20 protein-coding genes are annotated in these 21,209 nt (G+C 46.0%); all 20 read right to left on the bottom strand.

The features are described from left to right. Positions 1 to 132: 132 nt before the first annotated feature. Entirely contained in the window at positions 133 to 1,071 is a 939-nt protein-coding gene (gene cysK, locus MHH86_RS00375) for a cysteine synthase A (RefSeq protein WP_036678737.1), read from the bottom strand. Positions 1,072 to 1,212: 141 nt separating this feature from the next. Beyond that, complete coding sequence (locus tag MHH86_RS00370; RefSeq protein WP_081384451.1) at positions 1,213 to 2,157, bottom strand: peptidylprolyl isomerase; 945 nt, start codon at positions 2,155 to 2,157, stop codon at positions 1,213 to 1,215. A gap of 9 nt (positions 2,158 to 2,166) precedes the next feature. Further along, positions 2,167 to 3,051 (bottom strand): Hsp33 family molecular chaperone HslO, encoded by an 885-nt coding sequence (hslO, locus tag MHH86_RS00365; protein ID WP_036678742.1) that lies wholly within the window; start codon positions 3,049 to 3,051, stop codon positions 2,167 to 2,169. A 48-nt stretch (positions 3,052 to 3,099) separates the two neighbouring features. Further along, on the bottom strand, positions 3,100 to 3,867 hold the full coding sequence (locus MHH86_RS00360) for a type III pantothenate kinase (RefSeq protein ID WP_036678745.1): 768 nt from the start codon (positions 3,865 to 3,867) through the stop codon (positions 3,100 to 3,102). After that, a complete protein-coding gene (gene nadC, locus MHH86_RS00355) occupies positions 3,864 to 4,739 on the bottom strand; it encodes a carboxylating nicotinate-nucleotide diphosphorylase (RefSeq protein WP_036678747.1) in 876 nt (291 codons plus the stop codon). The genes MHH86_RS00360 and nadC overlap by 4 nt, the downstream gene beginning before the upstream one ends. Further along, entirely contained in the window at positions 4,729 to 6,345 is a 1,617-nt protein-coding gene (nadB, locus tag MHH86_RS00350; protein ID WP_076317141.1) for an L-aspartate oxidase, read from the bottom strand. Before nadB ends, nadC begins: the two co-directional genes overlap by 11 nt. Before the next feature lie 39 nt (positions 6,346 to 6,384). Next, positions 6,385 to 7,323 (bottom strand): quinolinate synthase NadA, encoded by a 939-nt coding sequence (gene nadA, locus MHH86_RS00345; RefSeq protein WP_036678753.1) that lies wholly within the window; start codon positions 7,321 to 7,323, stop codon positions 6,385 to 6,387. A gap of 259 nt (positions 7,324 to 7,582) precedes the next feature. Further along, positions 7,583 to 9,637 (bottom strand): ATP-dependent zinc metalloprotease FtsH, encoded by a 2,055-nt coding sequence (gene ftsH, locus MHH86_RS00340; protein WP_036678755.1) that lies wholly within the window; start codon positions 9,635 to 9,637, stop codon positions 7,583 to 7,585. 109 nt (positions 9,638 to 9,746) lie between these two features. Further along, a complete protein-coding gene (gene hpt, locus MHH86_RS00335; RefSeq protein ID WP_036678757.1) occupies positions 9,747 to 10,286 on the bottom strand; it encodes a hypoxanthine phosphoribosyltransferase in 540 nt (179 codons plus the stop codon). Positions 10,287 to 10,332: 46 nt separating this feature from the next. Beyond that, positions 10,333 to 11,775 carry a tRNA lysidine(34) synthetase TilS gene (gene tilS / locus MHH86_RS00330; protein ID WP_076317140.1) on the bottom strand — a complete coding sequence of 481 codons (1,443 nt, stop codon included), beginning with the start codon at positions 11,773 to 11,775 and terminating at the stop codon, positions 10,333 to 10,335. A 36-nt stretch (positions 11,776 to 11,811) separates the two neighbouring features. Next, on the bottom strand, positions 11,812 to 12,756 hold the full coding sequence (locus MHH86_RS00325) for a serine/threonine protein kinase (RefSeq protein ID WP_094902328.1): 945 nt from the start codon (positions 12,754 to 12,756) through the stop codon (positions 11,812 to 11,814). Next, positions 12,740 to 13,486 carry a VWA domain-containing protein gene (locus MHH86_RS00320; protein WP_038568031.1) on the bottom strand — a complete coding sequence of 249 codons (747 nt, stop codon included), beginning with the start codon at positions 13,484 to 13,486 and terminating at the stop codon, positions 12,740 to 12,742. The genes MHH86_RS00325 and MHH86_RS00320 overlap by 17 nt, the downstream gene beginning before the upstream one ends. Before the next feature lie 541 nt (positions 13,487 to 14,027). Continuing rightward, positions 14,028 to 16,535: a stage II sporulation protein E gene (spoIIE, locus tag MHH86_RS00315; protein WP_076317139.1), complete on the bottom strand. Its 2,508-nt coding sequence runs from the start codon at positions 16,533 to 16,535 to the stop codon at positions 14,028 to 14,030. Positions 16,536 to 16,878: 343 nt separating this feature from the next. Further along, a complete protein-coding gene (locus MHH86_RS00310) occupies positions 16,879 to 17,379 on the bottom strand; it encodes a S1 domain-containing RNA-binding protein (protein ID WP_036678766.1) in 501 nt (166 codons plus the stop codon). 124 nt (positions 17,380 to 17,503) lie between these two features. Continuing rightward, the gene (locus tag MHH86_RS00305) at positions 17,504 to 17,839 is read right to left on the bottom strand and encodes a septum formation initiator family protein (RefSeq protein ID WP_036678769.1); all 336 of its coding nucleotides are present in this window, start codon (positions 17,837 to 17,839) and stop codon (positions 17,504 to 17,506) included. A 24-nt stretch (positions 17,840 to 17,863) separates the two neighbouring features. Beyond that, a complete protein-coding gene (gene yabQ / locus MHH86_RS00300; protein ID WP_036678771.1) occupies positions 17,864 to 18,427 on the bottom strand; it encodes a spore cortex biosynthesis protein YabQ in 564 nt (187 codons plus the stop codon). Then, entirely contained in the window at positions 18,424 to 18,708 is a 285-nt protein-coding gene (yabP, locus tag MHH86_RS00295) for a sporulation protein YabP (RefSeq protein ID WP_036678773.1), read from the bottom strand. The genes yabQ and yabP overlap by 4 nt, the downstream gene beginning before the upstream one ends. Before the next feature lie 158 nt (positions 18,709 to 18,866). Then, the gene (locus MHH86_RS00290) at positions 18,867 to 19,145 is read right to left on the bottom strand and encodes an RNA-binding S4 domain-containing protein (protein WP_036678775.1); all 279 of its coding nucleotides are present in this window, start codon (positions 19,143 to 19,145) and stop codon (positions 18,867 to 18,869) included. Further along, the gene (locus tag MHH86_RS00285) at positions 19,145 to 19,417 is read right to left on the bottom strand and encodes an HU family DNA-binding protein (RefSeq protein ID WP_036678778.1); all 273 of its coding nucleotides are present in this window, start codon (positions 19,415 to 19,417) and stop codon (positions 19,145 to 19,147) included. The genes MHH86_RS00290 and MHH86_RS00285 overlap by 1 nt, the downstream gene beginning before the upstream one ends. 289 nt (positions 19,418 to 19,706) lie before the next feature. After that, positions 19,707 to 21,206: a nucleoside triphosphate pyrophosphohydrolase gene (mazG, locus tag MHH86_RS00280; protein WP_038568022.1), complete on the bottom strand. Its 1,500-nt coding sequence runs from the start codon at positions 21,204 to 21,206 to the stop codon at positions 19,707 to 19,709. Positions 21,207 to 21,209 lie beyond the last annotated feature (3 nt).

The following is a 21,209-nucleotide window of genomic DNA, read 5'->3' as shown; positions in this document are numbered from 1 at the left end:
ATAATAAAATTACCACGTCTAGCCTGCCATATATGCACAGTACCTAATGCCTTTTAAATCAACGAAAAGAGTCTCCATCACCACCAAAAAAGTGGTATGAAGACTCTTATAGATTTACGTTATTGCAAACAATTACGCTTCGAAATTGTAAAGTGGTGTGCTCAGGTAACGTTCGCCGTTACTTGGGATAATGACTACTACTTTTTTGCCAGGGCCTAAATCTTTGGCTACTTTAAGTGCGGCAAATACAGCAGCACCTGAAGAAATACCAGACAAGACGCCTTCTTCTTTAGCTACACGACGTGCAGTTTCGAAAGCTTCATCATTCTCAACGTGGATGATTTCATCATAGATATCTTGGTTCAGAATCTCAGGGATGAAGTTAGCTCCGATACCCTGGATTTTGTGAGGGCCTGGTTTGCCTCCAGCCAAGATTGGGGAAGCAGCAGGCTCCACAGCATAGATCTTAATATCAGGATATTGGCTTTTCAGCACTTCACCCGCACCAGTGATCGTTCCGCCTGTTCCGATACCTGCAATAAAAGCATCCAAAGGACCGCCGATGGATTCAATAGCGTCAATGATTTCAGGTCCAGTAGTCTCACGGTGAATCTTCACGTTCGCTTTATTCTTGAATTGCTCGGATGGGAAATAGCTTGGGTTCTCCTTCAGAATTTCGTCTGCTTTCTTAACCGCACCATTCATACCTTCCGATCCTGGGGTCAGCACCAATTCCGCTCCATATGCGCGAAGGAGATTACGGCGCTCCAAGCTCATTGTTTCCGGCATTACGATAACTGCCTTATAACCTTTAGCAGCAGCTACAAGTGCCAGGCCGATACCAGTGTTACCACTAGTAGCTTCTACAATCGTACCTCCTGGTTTCAGTAGACCTTCACGCTCAGCTTCTTCCACGATGCTGATTGCAATCCGGTCTTTTACGCTTGATCCCGGGTTCTGATATTCCAATTTCAAATAAATATCTGCGGAGCCTTCCTGTGCCAGACGATTCAAACGAACGAGCGGAGTACCTCCGATCAATTCTGTTACGTTGTTAACGACTTTAGCCATGAGCAAAAACCTCCTTAGAATGATAAATGCGATATAAGAACGTAAATTGTGACTTTATGCTTCTGTGTGTGGAGTTTAAATTGTTGACCACCGTCAGTTATTTCCGACTAAAACGGTAGGGTTTACGTTAATATCATATTATCAATCTTGCAGGCTGTTGTCAATATTTATTGACACCTCATATTTATTGCGTAAATTGCTTTCCACCTGCTGCAAGGGAGGGGCTTGCTCCAAAGCCAGCTCTTGACGTACAAGCGCCCGAATTTCTTTCTGATCTGGCATTTCTGGAGAGTGAATACTCTCCAAGCGAATAATGGCGAAGTCTTCCCCTGTCTCGATCGGACCGGCTATATCACCCACATCCAATCCAGCCGCAGTCTTTAACATTCCCTCTGGCCAAAAAGGGTCGTCTTCCTCTACTTTGCCTAAACTGCCTCCATGCTGCCGACTCTCTTCATCAATAGACACTTCCCTAGCCAAATCAGCGAAATCCTCACCCTGTTCCAAGCGATCCATTACCTGCTGACCTTCCTCATAGGATGAAACCTTGATCATAGAAAGCTGCATTTCCTTTTTTGGAACGAAGCGCTCGGCATTTTGCTCTAAATAAGCATCTATATCGGCATCACTGATTGTAATGCCCACCGTGGCTATCGCTTGTAAGGACAGACGATAAGCTGTCTCTGCGAACACTTCCTGACGAGATAATCCCAGCTGAGATTGCATTTGAGCATAATATTGCGCTTCTGATTCGTATCCAACTATAGTGCGTGCCAGTTCCTGCTTAACCTCATCGTCTGTCACGGTAATTCCTAAAGCCTTAGCTTCCATGTCCACGACAATATGGTTAAGTATACTGATTAACACTTCTTCTCCATGCTTTTTTTTGAGCTCATCCATCCACTGCTGATCCGTTATCGGTTGTCCGCCTGCAGTCGCTACATCCGGTGATTCATTGTCTGTTGTATCTCCTTTAAGTAGGGCCATGGCGCGCAAACTCCAGAATAATAGACCCCCGAGCATTAAAGTTGCAACAGCTAGAATAATAACCGTATTGCGAAGTGCACGTTCCTGTCTCGTCATCATCCCAATGCCCTACGAATTCGCTTGTTCTAAAATGACCTGTAAATCGTCCTTATTGAAAACATAAGCCTCATTGCAAAAATGGCATACGACTTCAGCCTGTTCATCTTCTGCAATTAATCTCTCCAGTTCATCCCGCCCTAAGCTAACCAATGTCTGCTCTACCCGCTCACGCGAACACTGACAAGCAAAGTTAATATCCAGTTCATCCATAACCACTGCATCCGGCAAAAGGTAGCGCAGCATTTCTTCTGGCTCCAGCCCCTGATCGAGAAGTGCTGTTACAGAAGGCATCGCCCCTACAGCTTTTTCAATCTCAGTAATCTCCGCATCTGTCAGACCAGGAAGAAGTTGAACAATAAACCCTCCAGCCACAATTACCGACTCATCGGTATCTACCAATACACCTAGGCCAACCGCAGCTGGAGTTTGCTCAGAAACCGCAAAATAATAAGTAAAATCATCGCCAAGCTCCCCGGAGATAATAGGAATACTACCTCGGTACGGCTCTTTCATGCCTAAATCTTTTATAACATCAATGAACCCTTCAGTTCCCACCGCTCCAGCTACATCCAGTTTCCCCATACTATTGCTCGGTAAATGAATGTGTGGATTATGCACATAACCACGCACTTCTCCCAATGCATTGGATTCTGCAACGATTTGTCCGATCGGTCCATTCCCCTTAACCATAATACTCAGCTTCTCACTACCCTTGAGCATAGCGCCCATCATGGCTGCAGCGGTAACTGTACGTCCCATTGCGGCTGTAGCCGTTGGATACGTATCGTGTCTGCGTCTCAGTTCTTCAACCAATTCAGTTGTGCGGACAGCAAACGCTCTCACTTTACCATTAAGAGCCGTGCCGCGGATTAGTCGATCCTTCTTTTTTTCCATTGGGTGCATAGCCCTCCTATCTCTTCGCCTTTTTAGGCTTCTTTATCTTTATTGGTTACGATCGTAAATAATTCTTAATCCTTCTAGCGTTAACATAGGATTTACTTCATCAATACAGTCCGTTTCACCCGCAATTAGCGAGGCGAGGCCTCCGGTCGAAATAACCTTCAGTTCGGGAGCGTTCATCTCGACTTTAATTCGTTTAACGATGCCCTCAACCTGACCCGCATAGCCAAAAATAATTCCGGCCTGCATCGCATGCACCGTATTACGCCCGATGACCTTTTTAGGCTTCTCCAATTCAATTCGCGGCAGCTTAGATGCCCGCTGGTATAATGCCTCTGTTGAAATGCCTAGACCAGGAACTATCGCGCCACCAAGATAATTAGCACCTGCATCAATGCAATCAAAAGTCGTAGCCGTACCAAAATCAACAACCACAAGTGGACATTTGTATTGTTCAATCGCAGCAACTGCATTAACAATCCGGTCTGCGCCAATTTCACGCGGATTCTCATAACGTAAGTTAAGCCCCGTCTTAATCCCTGGTCCAACAATCAATGGGTCTTTCCCTATATATTTAATACACATATCCTCAATAGTCTTAACCAGTGGTGGAACAACAGAAGATATAATTACACCTTCAACGTCTTTGACAGATATACCTGACATGTGAAAAAGATTGTGTATCATTACTCCATATTCATCCACGGTCGATTGGCGCGCAGTGCTTAGCCGAAAATGATGCAGCAATTCGCGTTTTCTATATACACCGAGAACAATATTGGTATTACCGATATCGACAGCAAGCATCATGACAAAGGCCCTTCCTTCTTAGCATTAAGGTCTAGACTGATATCCAGACTGGAGAAGGAGTACGTAAGGCGCCCGACAGAAATCACATCCACACCCGTTTCAGCAATCCCGCGTACGGTTTCTAACGATACATTTCCAGAAGCCTCTGTCTTAACATGCGGAGCTTGGGATTTAATCCTAGCCACGGCTTGCTTCATCATATCGTTAGACATGTTATCGAGCATTATAATGTCGGCACCTGCTGCCAGCGCCTCTTCGACTTGCTCTAAATTTTCGGTCTCCACTTCGATGCTCATCGTATGCGGGATGTTCTTCCGAGCACGACCTACAGCCTGCCGAATACCACCCGCGCCTTTGATATGATTATCCTTGATCATAACTGCATCATATAAGCCAAAACGGTGATTAAAGCCTCCACCAATACGAACAGCATATTTCTCAAGCATCCGGTGACCTGGTGTTGTCTTACGTGTATCCACTAAGCGAGTCGGTAATCCCTCCAGCACCTGCACGAAAGAAGCTGTACGTGATGCCACACCCGAAAGACGCTGCATCAAGTTAAGCGCAAGCCGCTCACCTGTTAGAATCGCATGTGTGCTGCCCTCAACCTCAATAATTACAGTCCCTTTGGTTACAGCTTGACCTTCTTCGACAAGGGCTGTAAAACTAAGCGCCGGATCCACAATTTCAAAGACCAGCTCTGCAATTGGGATGCCACAAATTATCCCATCTTCCTTGGCATGAATAATCCCTTTGGACTCATGGCCCACTGGAATCGTCATCTGCGTGGTTACATCTCCGGAACCAACATCTTCCCGCAACCAAGCCTTGATAGATTGTACTAGTTCTTCATTGTAACCATTAAACATCATCGCTTAATTCCTCCACTATTCCCAGTTCGCGAATTTGAAGCAGGTGCTTACGCCACTGATCATCATCCCGCTGCGGATAATCCTCACGGTAATGCGCCCCACGGCTCTCTTCCCGTGCCAGAGCAGACTCTGTCACAAGCAAACAGCAGGTCAGCATATTAGCAAATTCATATTCCTCACGTTTGGACAAAGCTGATCCAAAGATTGGCAGCTGTCGTTTTAATTCATCTAATCCTTTAAGTAACATCTCTTCGTTACGACGTAGTCCGGCATATCGAACCATTACCTTCTGTAGCTTCAAACGACGTTCCACAATAGCTTGAGTTGGCGAATCTACACGGCCCTCGTTACTGATAACCGATAAAATATCACGGTCCAGCGGGGAAAGCTCATGAATCCGATCAATAATACGCTGTCCAAATACAATGGCCTCAGATAAAGAATTACTAGCTAAACGGTTAGCGCCATGCAGGCCTGTGGAGGAAACCTCTCCGCAAGCAAACAGACGCGGGACGGTACTCTCTCCATTCAGATCGGTCTTAATCCCCCCCATCATATAATGCGCAGCAGGAGCCACTGGAATCCAATCACTTGTAATATCCAGTCCATAGCCCATACATGTCTCATATATTGTGGGAAACCGATGCTTCACCATCTCTGGAGATTCATGTGTAATATCCAAATAAACGAACGTTGATTTAGTAAGTTCCATTTCACTTACAATAGCTCGCGCTACAATATCCCGCGGGGCTAGTTCAAGCAGGTTATGATAACGCTCCATGAACCGCTCTCCATTAATATTGCGCAAGACTGCTCCTTCCCCACGCACAGCTTCGGAGATTAAAAATCTAGGAGCTCCTGGGTAACTAAGTGCTGTAGGATGAAATTGAATAAATTCCATATCTCGTATATGAGCACCAGCGCGATAGGCGATCGCTACACCATCTCCTGTAGCTACCTCAGGGTTGGTAGTGTATCGATATAATTGTCCTGCTCCACCAGAGCACAAAATGGTCGCATCCCCTTGCAGGAACAACCGTCCACCACCGGGCCGCTGCAATAATGCGCCTACACATTCGCCACCTTCAGTGATGAGATCGATAGCATAATGATCATCCCAGACCTCAATATTCTCATGTTCCGCTACCTGTTCCGCCAATGCACGAACAATCTCATAACCAGTAGCATCCCCATTTGCATGCAAAATACGGCGGTGGCTGTGCGCTCCTTCCTGAGTCAAAGCCAGTACCCCATCTTCCTTATCAAACAGGGTTCCTAAGCGAATTAACTCATGAACGCCTTCCGGCCCTTCATTAACAAGTGCATCGACAGCTGTTGAGGAGCAAAGACCTGCACCGGCCATTAAGGTATCCTGCCGGTGGTATGCAGGGGAATCATCCTCAGCTATAACAGCTGCGATCCCCCCCTGTGCATAGCGAGTATTACTTTCCATTACTGATTTCTTTGTGATCATTATGACACGCCGATCTTCACTGGCTTTAATAGCCGTGAATAATCCGGCAATCCCTGAACCAATAACAATACAATCTGTCTTTACCGTAGGAATATCCCGAAGATCAAAATCAACCAAATATTGTGGAATCATGACCGCTTTTCACCTGTTTCAACGAAAGAGTAGCGCATGCTACCGGACTTGTAGCATGCGCTCTAGGGATGTTCTGGCTTTGTCGGCGACAGCAGGCGGTACATAGATTTGTGGCTTCATCGTCTCCAGGCATTTCACCAGTTTTTTTAGATTATTAACTTTCATATTAGGACAAACAAGAAATTTGGTAGCAAAATGGAATTCTTTATCTGGACTATCCTTACGAAGCTGATATCCGGTACCATCTTCCGTTCCAACGATAAATTGCTTACGATCCGATTTCCGGCAATACTCCAGAATTGATGTAGTGCTGCCTACATAGTCACCCATGGCCACTACTTCAGGACGGCACTCTGGATGAACTACAAATTCCGCATCTGGATATTTTGCTCTCATCTCTACTACATCTTTGACGGTCAACATGTCGTGAGTGTTGCAATAGCCTTCCCAGATAATCAGCTTCTTGCCCGTCTGATCTTGTACATATTGACCAAGATTCTTATCTGGGACCCAAATAATCTCTTCGGCGTCAAGGGATTCGATTACTTTCACAGCATTAGCAGAGGTACAACAAATATCGGTTTCTGCTTTAATCTCGGCGGACGAGTTGATATAAGTGACTACTTTAGCATTTGGATGTTGAGCTTTTAGCTTACGTAAACCGTCTACATTGACCATATCTGCCATTGGACAGCCTGCACGTTCATCAGGAATTAGGACGGTTTTGTTCGGGGCTAGAATTTTTGCACTTTCCCCCATGAAATGAACACCGCAGAATACAATAACTTCCGCATCTGTCTCTGCAGCCTTCTGAGCGAGTAAAAAAGAGTCGCCCCGGAAATCGGCAACCTCCTGAATTTCATCACGCTGATAATAATGAGCTAAAATGATTGCGTTTCGTTCCTTTTTAAGCTGTTCAAGACGTATACGAAGTTCTCGATTCTGTTCCTGCTTGCGCTCAAGCGCCAGAGCTTCCACCGATTGTTCTCCCCCTTAAATCCTCGCGGCTTTTCGCCGACATGATGTTATCAAATGGCATGCGCCATCATGGTGAAAAAATGAACATGCTGATATAAATAGTAAGTAATATTAATCACTAATGTACACAACGTTCCAGCCCCTGTCAATGTAACTGGACAGGCTTTAAGGCATAGAATCCCTTAAAAATTAAAATAAAAAATCCGGAGAACAGTTACGTTCTCCGGATAAATTTACATCATATGAATGGTGGACCCAATTAGGTAAGGCTAGTGCCCCCACCTTTGTTGTCATCACCGGAACCATCATTACCCTCAGAATCAGGGTTATTCGGGATATCCTTTGATAAGTCAGGAAGTGTGGACTGTTCATCCTCAGGCTTGCCTTGAATGCGAACTCGCACATCACCGATATTGTCGATGACAGGCTCGCCAACTTCATGGGCAACACCTTCGCCACCCTCTGGTTTACCATCCTCGGAAAGGAATCCTTGTTCAATCAGTTGTGTGATCTGATCAAGCTCAAGTGTTTCTTTCTCAAGTAATGTATTGGCAATCAAGTGCATTTCTTTGGAGTGTTTGATCAACAGATCTTTACAACGTTCGTAACTCGAAGTAATAAAGTTCTGCATTTCCTGATCAATCTCATAAGCAATGGAGTCACTGTAATTCTGTTCATGCCCAATATCACGACCTAAGAATACTTGACCTTGAGAAGATCCGAACTGCATAGGTCCAAGCTTATCGCTCATACCGTACTCCATAATCATGGCACGCACGATGCGCGTAGCCTGTTGGAAGTCACTGTATGCACCCGTACCGATCTCACCAATAAACAATTCTTCGGCAACACGTCCACCAAGTAATCCAGTAACCTTATCTAAAAGCTCCTGCTTGGTAACGATCATCCGATCTTCCTTCGGAAGCATAATAACGTATCCGCCTGCACGTCCGCGTGGGATAATAGTAACTTTATGCACCATATCGGCGTGCTCAAGGAAGTAACCAGCAATAGTATGGCCTGCTTCATGATAAGCTACAATACGTTTCTCGCGGTCACTGATCACACGGCTGCGTTTCTCAGTACCTACGATAACACGGTCAATAGCTTCATCCACTTCAATCATGGAAATATCTTTACGGTTACGGCGTGCAGCTAGCAAAGCTGCCTCATTCAGCAGATTCTCCAAATCAGCACCTGTGAATCCGGTTGTGCGTTTAGCAACAACATCCAGTCTTACATCTTTCGTAAGCGGTTTGTTACGAGCGTGCACCTTAAGTACAGCTTCACGGCCTTTCACATCAGGACGGTCAACCGTAATTTGACGGTCAAAACGTCCTGGACGAAGCAATGCCGGATCAAGTATATCAGCGCGGTTAGTCGCCGCTACAATAATAATGCCTTCGTTACCACCGAATCCATCCATCTCAACCAGCAATTGGTTAAGCGTCTGCTCACGCTCGTCATGTCCGCCACCAAGACCGGCACCACGCTGACGACCCACAGCATCAATTTCATCAATGAAGATAATACATGGAGCATTCTTCTTAGCATTCTCGAACAAATCACGTACCCGAGAAGCACCGACACCCACGAACATTTCCACAAAGTCAGAACCGGAAATACTAAAGAAAGGAACGCCAGCTTCACCTGCTACCGCACGGGCAAGCAATGTTTTACCTGTTCCCGGAGGACCTACAAGCAATACGCCCTTAGGAATACGTGCGCCGACAGCTGCAAATTTGCGTGGATCTTTCAGGAACTCAACGACTTCGACAAGCTCTTGCTTCTCTTCGTCCGCCCCTGCAACATCCTCAAAGCTGATTTTCTTCTTCTCTTCATTATATAACCGAGCCTTGCTCTTGCCGAAATTCATGACTTTACCGCCGCCACCTTGCGCCTGATTAAACAGGAAGAAGAACAAGATGAACATAATTACCAGTGGGATAATTGAAGAAAGGAATGTCAGCCAAATGCTGGTACCTTCCATTTTCTTCTGAGTTAATTCAATCCCATTAACATCACTGGCTTGAATCAGTTCATTGATAGCGGCATCTGTAGGAGGAATATATGTGGAGAAGCTTTTCGATTTAGTATCGGCAGGCAGCTCTCTATACTCGCCTGTGACCAGAAAGGCATTACCCTCAAACTGAACCGTCAAATCCTTCACATTGTTGTTCTTGATCTCCTGCCGTAACTCGTCGTATCTAGGGAAATCGGCGGCTTCATTTCCATTGCTCACAAACTGGACAATACCCACCACGACTAAAAATAAAATCAAATAAAAACCAGAATTCCGGATGAACCGATTCATCCCCTACCTCCTCTCACAACACTCAAGTTATTGTACCATAGCCTCTTGGGACACCTCAAATAAAGGAAGTTGTGGGTATCCGATCCGTATGATCGAGGCAGTCCTTAGTTCAATTGGAATAAATCTCAGGTTTCAGTACTCCAACATATGGGAGGTTCCGATACCGCTCGGCATAATCCAATCCGTAGCCTACTACAAATTCGTCAGGTAACACGAAGCCTGTGTAGCTGGCTTCAAGATTAACAGTGCGGCCTGATGGTTTATCAAACAAGGTAACCACAGAGATAGTAGCAGCATTCCGGTTGCGGAGCAACTCAATTAAATAGCTGAGTGTAAGACCACTGTCAATAATATCTTCAACGATCAAGATATCGCGGCCTTCTACCGATACATCCAAATCCTTAATAATTTTGACTACTCCAGAGGACTTGGTGGATGCTCCATAGCTGGACACTGCCATGAAATCCATCTCAACAGGTACTGTAATGGCTTTAACCAAATCTGCCATAAATATAAACGCACCTTTTAGTACACAAATTACTAAAGGGGTACGACCTGCGTATTCTTCGCTCAGTGTTCGACCGAGCTCCTTAATTTTCTGCTGAAGTTCCTCTTCGGTGATCAATACTTCTTGAATATCGTTTTGCAACTTGCGAAACCTCCTAAGTTATACTATGAAAGACTTACTTCGACCATTACGTTTCTTCGCGGTCATCCAGCTCTGCCAGAGACAATAGAAGTACGGAGGTCGTGTGCCGCCCTACTGCGGCATGCATCGAGCGTCTTACGCCCGGAATCCAGACGATATTGCCCAAACCATCACAAACGAGGGGAATCAATGACCGTTCGGAAGCAGGTATTTTATCATCAATATAAATATCTTTTACCTTTTTGCTTCCGTTTAATCCCATGATCCTTATGGTATCTCCAGGCAATCGGGATCGTATCGTCAGTGGAAAGACCAGTTCATCACGGTCAAACCAAGCCGACATCTTCCCATAATCCTCCCCCTGTACAAAAAAGTTTTCTCTCTCCAGTACCGCCATCGACATCACCTTACCTATTTCCTCCAATTTAAGCTCAGAGTCCGGTAAAAACAGACGATATGTATAGCTTGCCTGTGGCGTCGTGGGCTTGGACGAGAACAAGATACTATCATATTGCCGCACACAAGTCAGGCCTCCACCCAAATCCAAGCTCCAGGTGGTGGGATAGCTCTGCAGCGTTCCCCGACGTACAGTTTCGATCTTGGGGAAATCAAGGGCAGATAAATCCGCCGACAGATAATTTAATATTAGTTTAATCAAACGCCGTTGTAAAGCGGAGGGTATGGCAGCAAATGAAGCTCTGTTAAAGGTGTATTTCCCATCCCCTTCCGAAACTAGCTCTTCAAAGCATTTTGCCGCAGACGTCTCCATATACTCATCTTCAGCTCCCGCAATTTCCGCAAGCTGTACGAGGGATTGCTTCACTCTGCCATTATACTTTTCCAGAAAAGGGAGAACTTCCAAACGAATGGCATTTCGCTTGTATTTCGTCAGCAGATTGGTGGCATCCTCAGCATAAGTGAAACCTTCATTTTGGCATAACCCTAAAAGTGCTGTTTTGTTAATACGTAGGAATGGGCGAATGAGTTCCACCTTTTTTTCTGTTCTTTTCCACTTGATACCCGACAGTCCAGATAAGCCACTTCCGCGTAATAGACGCATAACTACAGTTTCTGCCTGATCATCAGCATGATGAGCCAGAGCAACAGAACGCGCCCCATATCGGTGTGCCGTATCAATCAGAAATTCGTACCGCTTCTCACGTGCAGTACCCTCAGGACCAAGTCCACTCTCTTTAGCCAAGGAGGGAATATCGAATTCCGCAAACTCAAAGGGCAGTCCCAGTTCTTCAGCCATACCACGTACGAGCTCTGCCTCTTCCTTCGATTCCGGTCTAAATCCATGATTCACATGAGCACATATTAAGGTAAGCGGAATAAATTTTAAAGATATTTCATGTAAAACATGCAAAAGAGCCACAGAATCCGGGCCGCCGGAAACTGCGACTACAATGGTGTCATGGGGCGCCCACAGCTCATGCTCGGCCGCTGACTCCAATACAGACTCCACCAGTCCATTCATTTGCTCCATATGCGCCCCCCTCTCTCTCCAACTATATGTATGAGTTCAAAAACGGAATACCCAATAAATCGTAAAGGCGAGCAAAAACAAAGACAATGCGAATGCATTTTTTAACCACCGGGGGGTGTCCATACTATCCGGGCGCTTTCTGCGCGAGTTATAAATATGGTTTCGCCAGACCTCAGTAGCATCCGCAGAGCCTGAGAACCCCCCTTTTAACGCCATACAAATCCAGGAGGATAGTTTCTTATTGGGTAAATTTCTAGCCAGCTTAAATAATTCGTCCACACTTCTCGTCTGCGGCAGCTGTAAGGCTGCCTTTTTGAGCCCTTCTTCATTGAGCAAACGAAGACACAGCACAGCAAATGCGAAAAGATCGTAACCCTCATCGCTGATTCGACTGCCCGCATTCCAGAAACCACGATCATGCCATTCGGTAAACTGCTTCACACTACGACCAATAGGGCTTGTGCCCCCAAAGTCGATCAGTTCCACTTCACCGTATTTCGATACCATGACGTTCTCGGGCTTCAAATCACCGAACACAAATCCACATTCATGCAGTGTGCGCAGCTTTTCAAGCAGACCAAGACCTACCAGGCCTAACCAATCGGGACCGTTTTTCGATAAAAAATGATGCAGCGGTTTGCCTTCAACATACCTCATCACATAGAAGGGGATATTATCCCCATTCGCAAAATCATCCGCTTCCAAAAAATAAGAAGACAATGGATTCTCACGACGAGCCCGATGTTCATTCCGCTTTCGTCGCGATTGCAGCGAGGTCAGCACATTGATCTCCGATTGAAGTTCAAGTGTATCGTATCCGATTTTTAGCGCGTACCTTTCCCGTCTGCCTTCTCTTTGCACAAGATATACGGTTCCGTTCGCGCCCCTTCCCAGCATCCGCTCAACGACATAACGGTTACCCCGCCATTTGCCGTTAATTAAGGTACCAGTAGGATAGGACGGATTAGACGACATACCCACCAATCATCCCTTCTCTTTCGTCGTGGTCATCGCTTAGTCGGCGTCCACGATGTTCATCCAGTGTATCATAACGATAATGTTCAAGCACCTTGAAAATAGCTGGGCCAGTCGGTGTTGCGCCTCTCATGTGTAATTTAGAGAATAGCGTACGAATACCTGACATGTCATGCGTCCAATCTAGATCAAGCTTGGCATCTTCACTGCTGTTATTTCCGGGAAAATGAAACACAGCGATCTCACTCTTGCCTTCCCGTGCTTCTAAACTGAGAGCCAAATCGCGAATTGCATCCTCCACAGCACCCAGTTTAGGTTTCATACTGGCACTGGCATCGATAAGAAGTGCAATGCGCAACGGTGTTGTTTCTGTCAGTTCATCTACAACTGTAACAACCTGTGAACGTTGAACAGGAGGCAGCTGATCCAGTGAGCCGTCGCCTAGTATCTTTTTTACCTCTTTATTAACCGCCTGCTGGATCGTCTGAACCACGGTCTTGCGTGTCATCATCTGAATCGTCTGCGCCAGTTGTGGTGTTCCGACTATTCGGCTAAGGCCTCCCCCGGCCTTGGCAATGTCGGCAATCTCCCGGCTGCCGATTTCACCGATCGTACCATAATCAACTACACCGACCACATTTACGGTGATTCCCTCCTGCAGGGCATGCGCCGCTGCCAACACCGGACTTTCTCCTACATTCGAACAACCGTCAGTAATGAGCATAATTTGCTTCATAACCCTCAACTCCCCCTTTGTTTGAACCTCTGTTTCTAGCATATCCAGAAATGAGAGATTTCAAACGGTCGATGTTAAGTGAGGAGTCTAGATCAAAACAGAGGGGGTTAGTGAATAGGGGAACTACGAGAAATGTTTGGGCTTTCGATCGCTGTTGTCCTCAGATTCCTTGATTAGAACCGCCTCTCGCGGTTGGAATCCGAGGACAAAGGCGAACGCTCCGCTTCTACAGCTCCAAACTTTCTCTCCGTTCCATACCTTCACTAGTAAACAGTTTAGATCTACAGATTCCGTCCCAAGTCAGCCGACCATTGAAACGAGAATAGTAGAGGCCGGCGAGTTACATGTCACGGACTCGCCTCGAATACCTCCATCAGCACACACCTTACACGTGCTACAAACCCACAAGCAACACGGCGCTTCGCGCGTGCCCCCCAAGCAGCACGATATCTTACGCGTGCCTTAAACTATACAAGCAGTACGACGCTTCGCGCGTACCCAACATTAAAACCTACTAAACCTAAACCTAAACCTAAAATAACTAACTTACCGTACGCGGGCGCTCCATACGGCCGATGCCCGGCATATGCAGGCTGGACCATTCCGGATGGAAATGATCAAGACGGCTGACGACAATAGTCATGTCATCAAGGATCTCATTGCCCTGGTAACGGATCACTTTCTCCAACAGGCTGTCCGCTAGAGCTTGAGGATCATCACCCTCAAGCTCTTGGATCATCCGTTTCATCCATATCTCCTTATTAACGGCATATCCAGGCGCATCATAAATACCATCGGTCATCATAATTAAAATATCGCCGGGGCGAAGCTGCATACTGATTAAATCCACATCAATATCTTTAATGATTCCTATCGGCAGATTGCTAGAGGTTATTGGAATGACCTCACTCCCCCTCCGGATAAAGCTTGGTGCAGAAGCAATCTTCATAAACGTTGTCTGCGCAGAATATTGATCGATTAAAGCCATGTCGACAGTAGCATAGAATTCATCAGGGGAGCGTAATAAAAGAATTGAGTTGACCGACTTTACAGCCAGTTTCTCATCCATACCGGATTGCAGCAGCTTTTCTAACATGCCGAGTGCGGCACTGCTCTCCATCCTTGCCCGTTCACCATTTCCCATTCCATCACTAATGGATACTGCAAAGGTGCCATTGCCAAGCTCTACGGTGCTGAAGCTATCGCCAGATAGCATATCTCCACCTTTAGAAACAACTGCCACACCCGTATTTACCTCAAAGGCTTTGGCTGAACCAAAGGTAACCATCGAGAGTCCTTCCCGGGGATGAACCGCCGTCTCACTCATGACAGCAATATTCTCATCCAGAATGTCGGAGAGGAGTGGGGCAATCATTTTACGGCATTCATCAAAACCGCGATTATAAGCGTGCACTACTTCTATTTCTACGCGTCCGGGGTCCAGACTTAAAATTTCAATGCCATGAATAGACAGTCCCAATTTCTCAAGAGCCTCGCGGATTTGCGCTTCCTGCCGATACATGGCCTGCCCCTCACGCTTAATTTCCTTGGCCAAGTCTTCCATAACCTGTGACACGCCGGACAGCTGCTCGGCAACAAATTGCCGACTATCGTATATTTGTCTTTTCCACCGCATATCATGTTGGTAGAGATCATATTGTCCCTTCATGACCTCAAGCACTTCACCGGTTTTGCCACAAATACGGCTCCATTCCGGTGGCAGCTGAGCAGCCGTAATATCAGGGCATTCCTCAACAGTTGTCATCATATCTGTCATGTATCTATATGTCTGATAGAATTTTGCATCCCAGCAGTGAGTACGGCGAATGCAGCCAGCGCAGGCTCCTTCTGTGACCGTATTCATAAAATCTTCCATTTCACGATCCGATTTGCCCACTTCTCCGGCACGTGGAATCTGACCAAAGCTACTGGAGAGCTGTTGGAATACCTGTGAGAATTGAGTGACCCGTTCTGCAGTCAGATCCCTGACCCTGCGGGCATATTCATGTTGAGATCGGCTATGATCTGACGTGCCCGGTACATATTTTGCTATCGCTGATATCATCGTTTTAGGCGTTATTAGAAACAGCACTACTGCTGCGCAGGTCTCCCATGTTGAGGCCATCATATCACCCGGACCCGTAAAATAGACGGAAAGGATCGTTGATCCTAGCAGCATGCCAATAGATACCGCACCCTTTCGCCCACCTTGCATCATTCCCGCTAGCATTCCGGAAAAAGCAAGCAGACTCATCTGATAGATAGCACTGATATCGGCCAGACTAAGGATCAACCCCGTCACCACCCCAACAGCTGCACCGAGGGGAGCGCCCCCTGCCATGGCAAAGAGCAGAATTAAATAACGAGACAATATATGCTCTAATGACAAACCATTAAGGGTCCATCCCACAAGGCCTGTCATTACGGAGGCTAACAGAATAATAAGGCATAAAACCTCCTCGTTCCTCAGCGATCTGCTCTTTTGTTTGTAAGTTAGTAGAGGAAGTGCCTGAATGAACACAAGAGTAAGTACAAACCCAAGTAAAGCATCCAGAGTTGTCATCATAAAGGGGTACCAGGAAAGAGAAGGTCCGAGAACAATCTTGAACAGGCCAACCATAAACGAGGATACGAATACCATAAGGGGTGCATAGGACAAATCTATTCGTTCGAAACTTTCAAGCCCTCTATAAACAAGAAAGAAGATAATCAGTTCAGCCGTAGTAACCAAGGCACCCGGAAACGGAGTGAAGAGACTTCCAGCTATAATAGCACCCGCTACAGGTAAAATAGAGTCTCGACGCATAAACACAATGACGGCAAAATATGCGACAGCAAAAGGGGACAGCTCGTCCAGGATCATAGCTCTACCTAGCAGAAACCCCATAAAACTTAACAGAAGCATCCACTTCTTCGCTGTTATAAGCTGAATATAACGCTGCTTCTGACCCCAAGCTATAATACGCGTGCCTAAGGCTTGTCTCTGCTTCTTATCTTCGCTTCCCACTCTTGTCCACTCTGGCAAATTCACCACATTGCTTTTACTCATTACCCTACACCACCCGTTTAAGAATTTATGGTTCTCATTATATAGCGGGTCATTTGAGAAAGTTTGTCAGAAATGGAGGGACAGTCATAAGAAATTTCCGACAAAAAAGCCTTTGTTCATTATTCCTAAAAAAATAGAGCGATCCCTTGCGGCGCAGTAGTTTGCTTCTCCTCAAGCTTGATTCCAGTGCAGTTTTAGGCGCAAGCCTGGCGGTCATTCGCCAGCGATTGCCCTAGAGTTATGTGAAAATGACATGGATGCTGTCGGCAAGTTTATATGACACGACAAAAAAACCGCAAGGGCGAAATGCCCTTGCGGTTATTTATGATGTACAGGTATTGGATTATACGCGTTTGGCTCCACGGCCTCCGCGCTTTCCTTCTGTGTTCTTCTTAATCGAAGATATCCGTTCTTCGCTGTCTTTCAGGAATCGCGACATTTTATCCTCGAATGAAGGTTTACCGGCTGCAGGCTTAAATGGACGCCCACCCCGTTCACGATTGAATCCACCGCCGCCTCCACCACTGCCGCCACCGCCGCCGAAACGGTCTCCGCCGCTAGGACGTTCTGGTCTTGGAGCTCTAGGCGGACGTACTTCCGATGCTGGCTTGTCAACAGCCTGCTTAATGGAAAGTCCGATCTTGCCGTCCTTATCGACGTTGATCACCTTGACGGTTACTACATCACTAATCTTCAGATGATCGTTAACATCCTTGACGTAATTATCGGCGATTTCCGAGATGTGAACGAGACCTGTGACACCTCCTGACAGATCCACAAATGCTCCGAAATGCGTGATGCCTGTCACTTTGCCTTCTAACTTGGTGCCCACTTCAATTGCCATAGAATAAAATGATCCTCCCTTAAAAATATACAGACGAATATTAAGGTCATCCTGTCTGCGGTGATTTGATTATACAGTAAAGAGCAAAGCAAGGCAACAGAGTAAAAGCCTCTTTTAGCCAGTATTATTGCTCTGATTGCTCTGTTCGAATAGGAGTTTCCCCTTGAGGATAGATATTGTACCATTTACGCGCTAATTGGCCAATATACTCATCATCATTAAGTCTGGACACTTCATATTTCAGTTGATTCAAAGATGACGTGACACTCTCGCTAGTCTTTTGTTTCTTGGCGAGTTGCTCGCCCTTGTCCGCAATAACTGCACTTTGATTGAAGTAAGTATAACCCGCCCAGCCAAAAAATACTGCCACAAAGAGAATCCACATGAATCTTCTTCTCTTCGCGCCTGCGGCCGAATTTTTGCTAGGATTACTTTTCTCTTCCGCAGTGAATCTGTTCATGCAGCGTACCCCCTAATTCAAAGGTCAGCGTTTCCGCCATTTGGTAATCCATCCAGTGATCTTCACGATCCAGGCGCTATGCTTAAGCCGTGATAACCATGGAGAAATCCACCTTACAGGTAATACCCAAATTGGCTTCGTTAGACGCAGCAGAAGCTTAAGGATGAATAATAAAATACGACCTAGCAGCACTAGCAACCCTATAATAAGGCGCCAAAGCCAGCGAAGAGGTTTACCTATCATAATCTCCATAAGTCTCCATAGCAATCTGCACATATACTGAACCGATTGAATTAACATTAACACAAAACGCCGCACCGTAACACTGAAGATCAAAAAATAGATCCATATTCCTAGAAATAAACCTAAAAAGACATAAAATCGCAATTGCCCCTGATTTCCGGCATAGAGCATTCTAAAAACAAACAAAGCAGCACAAAGCCAATACAGCAGGTCAAGCATGGCATTCAGCCATTTGGGAAAATTGAACTTGAGCGACAGCACCCGGTAGCTGTCATAGGCCAGTCCCATTGTCACCCCGGCCAATATCATGTAGAACAGCGTCAGCCACTGAACTGCAGGATTCATTTAAATAGCTTACCGAGTAGACCTTTATTTTTGCCCTGCGATCCGGGATCTAGATAAATCAGGGAATGTACATTGCCCTCCAAGGACAACAGTCCATTCTCCAGACTTAAATTTTTGATATGTAAATGATTCCCGCGAATGGTGAGATGGCCGAGTTCTGTACGAAGCAAAAATTCCTCGCTATCAAAGCTCTCCACATTTTGCACGCCCGTCAACTCTAGCTGTTTACGACTGCGCATGTGCAGATCATGCTGTTTATTTACCTTTCCTGGCTCGATCATAGCATGTACCCCTCCTTCTTACCTCTAATCTATGGCAGTAGAAGAAGTTATAGAACATTCCAATCCACTAAAATAAGAGAGACAAAAAGAAAAAAAGAAGGTGCAACTTTACATATTGTAGAGTTGCACCTTCTTTTTTACTATTCATTATGTTACTCCTACCAGTCCAATCCGCTGCTTTTGGCAACAGGCTCTTCCCGAAGTAGAGTATACATACCAGCGGCTTCGTCCTTGCGCGTCGTTTCGACTAGCTTTTCGACTTTGACCGTTACAAGCTTTTGTCCAAATTGCACAGTAATCTCGTCACCGATCTTAACTGCACTACTTGGTTTAGATTCCCGCCCGTTAATCAGCACCCGGCCTTGTTCGGACACATCCTTGGCCACTGTCCGGCGCTTGATTAATCGGGACACTTTCAGGAATTTGTCAAGACGCATTAGTTAACGGCTTCTTTAAGCTTGTTACCAGCTTTGAATGCCGGTACAGTTGATTCTGGAATTTCAATCGTTGTGCCCGTTTGCGGGTTGCGACCAGTACGTCCTGCACGTTTGCGAGTTTCGAATGTACCGAAACCGATCAGTTGGACTTTATCGCCTTTTGCCAAAGCTTCTGTGATCTCACCCAAGAATCCGTTCAATACTGCTTCTACATCTTTTTTTGCCAATCCGTTTTTCTCGGAAATGTTGTTTACCAAATCTGTCTTGTTCATAATTTAAAGTTCCTCCTAGGATACGAAAAAATAAATGAAACGAGATTCACCGCCATATTATGGGGCAAGTCGTCATTTCGTCTTTATGATATTCTTGATGTCATCTTAAAATCCTGCCACGAATCGTCGTTTTTTAAAAAAAGAAACAGTTATTTCTCAGAAATCGTCGCAGAATCTATTCTATAGCACTATTAAACTACTCGCCATAATCTAAATCAGAGATGAATGCTACTTTCACAGCATTGCCTCATCTTAAGGTCCGTATACCGTACATAGTCTGAGAAAATCACTATACTTTTCGTTCCTCAGTCTTTGCCTCCTGCCACAACTCTTCCATCTCTTCCAAGCTGCTATCCTCTACACTCACACCCTTGGCTCGCAGACTTTGCTCGATATACTGAAACCGACGCACAAATTTGCGGTTGGTCCGGGTTAAAGCTTCTTCCGGATCTGCACCAATAAATCGGGCAACATTGGTAACAGCAAATAATAGATCGCCCAGCTCCAGGATTTGATCCTCCGCGGCTGCGTCAGTATCGATGGCTTCTTGCAGCTCTTCTATTTCTTCACGAACCTTAGCTAAGCAATCCGTAGCGTTGTCCCAATCAAAGCCCACCTTGGATGCTTTTTTCTGAAGCTTGTACGCCTTCATAAGAGCAGGCAAATCACGCGGAACTCCACTGAGTACGGATAGTTCCTCGGGCTTTACGCCTTTCCGCCGCTTCTCCTCTGCCTTCATGCCCTCCCAATTGATCAGAGCTTCTTCAGCGTCATTCGCATTCTTGTCACCAAATACATGAGGATGGCGGAAGATAAGCTTATCATTCAGTCCTTCTATGACGTCAAATACGTTAAACGTGCCTAGCTCCTCTTCCATTTGGGAGTGCAGCATGATCTGCAGCAAAAGGTCGCCCAGCTCCTCTTTCATATGGTCTGGGTCATCCTCATCAATCGTCTCAAGCACTTCATAGGTTTCTTCGATTAGATTTTTACGCAAAGATTCATGAGTCTGCTCCCGATCCCACGGACAACCGTCCGGACTGCGCAAAATATCGACAATCTCATGCAAGCGAGCGAAAGTACGACTTCTTAGCTTCTCATCACGATTCGCAGGTACATAGACCAGAGACAAATTGCCATAACCCTCAAGCCGGTCCAATTCGTATAGAGGAACAGTCACAATGCTTTCTTCGTTCTCCACGCCAAGGGCATGACCCACCACCACTTCATATTCCGGCGGATACAGCTCCATCAGACATAACTTTGTCTCCGAAGCTGTAAAGCTGTCATAAACCTGGCCAATCAGAGTATGCAATTCAGGTTGAAGCTGAGCGCTGCGAATGCCTGAAGCATCTAATAACTGGAACCCTTCAATAGGGTCAAATCCCAGTCGTACAAACGCCTCGTCCAGAAAACTCTCCCCGCCTAATATTTGCAGTTCTATTCCTTCTTCCGGGCAACGCTGACGCAGCTGTGAAACAGCTGACTCTGCAACCATGGGATGCCCCGGAACCGCATAGACAATATCTGTACCGTCTGCGGCAGAGCGAGCCTCTTCAATCAATTTTGAAGTAATTGCCGTATAGACCTCAGGAAACGAAGATAATGTTTCATACAGTCCATCAAAGGATTGCGTGGCGATTTCAAGCTCGGTGAGAGCAGCCATGACTGGATGCTCTTGGGTACGAACGTAGACAACGGATGCTGCCTTCAGTTTTTTTATAATTCCTAGTGTCAGGCGATCGGGATTACCTGACCCGAGACCAACAACTGTTAATGTTGCACTCATATG

It is taken from the genome of Paenibacillus sp. FSL F4-0097 (assembly GCF_038593125.1).
Taxonomy (GTDB): domain Bacteria; phylum Bacillota; class Bacilli; order Paenibacillales; family Paenibacillaceae; genus Paenibacillus_AQ; species Paenibacillus_AQ odorifer.
The sequence above is the reverse complement of the archived record's forward strand: the minus strand, read 5'-3'. Positions and strand labels throughout refer to the sequence as shown.

Bases quoted from the DNA above. Each gene is read 5' to 3' on its own strand.
- cysK (WP_036678737.1), bottom strand. From the start codon at position 1,071: ATGGCTAAAGTCGTTAACAACGTAACAGAATTGATCGGAGGTACTCCG.
- MHH86_RS00370 (WP_081384451.1), bottom strand. From the start codon at position 2,157: ATGATGACGAGACAGGAACGTGCACTTCGCAATACGGTTATTATTCTA.
- hslO (WP_036678742.1), bottom strand. From the start codon at position 3,051: ATGGAAAAAAAGAAGGATCGACTAATCCGCGGCACGGCTCTTAATGGT.
- MHH86_RS00360 (WP_036678745.1), bottom strand. From the start codon at position 3,867: ATGATGCTTGCTGTCGATATCGGTAATACCAATATTGTTCTCGGTGTA.
- nadC (WP_036678747.1), bottom strand. From the start codon at position 4,739: ATGATGTTTAATGGTTACAATGAAGAACTAGTACAATCTATCAAGGCT.
- nadB (WP_076317141.1), bottom strand. From the start codon at position 6,345: ATGATTCCACAATATTTGGTTGATTTTGATCTTCGGGATATTCCTACG.
- ftsH (WP_036678755.1), bottom strand. From the start codon at position 9,637: ATGAATCGGTTCATCCGGAATTCTGGTTTTTATTTGATTTTATTTTTA.
- tilS (WP_076317140.1), bottom strand. From the start codon at position 11,775: ATGGAGCAAATGAATGGACTGGTGGAGTCTGTATTGGAGTCAGCGGCC.
- MHH86_RS00320 (WP_038568031.1), bottom strand. From the start codon at position 13,486: ATGAAGCAAATTATGCTCATTACTGACGGTTGTTCGAATGTAGGAGAA.
- spoIIE (WP_076317139.1), bottom strand. From the start codon at position 16,535: ATGAGTAAAAGCAATGTGGTGAATTTGCCAGAGTGGACAAGAGTGGGA.
- MHH86_RS00310 (WP_036678766.1), bottom strand. From the start codon at position 17,379: ATGGCAATTGAAGTGGGCACCAAGTTAGAAGGCAAAGTGACAGGCATC.
- MHH86_RS00305 (WP_036678769.1), bottom strand. From the start codon at position 17,839: ATGAACAGATTCACTGCGGAAGAGAAAAGTAATCCTAGCAAAAATTCG.
- yabQ (WP_036678771.1), bottom strand. From the start codon at position 18,427: ATGAATCCTGCAGTTCAGTGGCTGACGCTGTTCTACATGATATTGGCC.
- yabP (WP_036678773.1), bottom strand. From the start codon at position 18,708: ATGATCGAGCCAGGAAAGGTAAATAAACAGCATGATCTGCACATGCGC.
- MHH86_RS00290 (WP_036678775.1), bottom strand. From the start codon at position 19,145: ATGCGTCTTGACAAATTCCTGAAAGTGTCCCGATTAATCAAGCGCCGG.
- MHH86_RS00285 (WP_036678778.1), bottom strand. From the start codon at position 19,417: ATGAACAAGACAGATTTGGTAAACAACATTTCCGAGAAAAACGGATTG.
- mazG (WP_038568022.1), bottom strand. From the start codon at position 21,206: ATGAGTGCAACATTAACAGTTGTTGGTCTCGGGTCAGGTAATCCCGAT.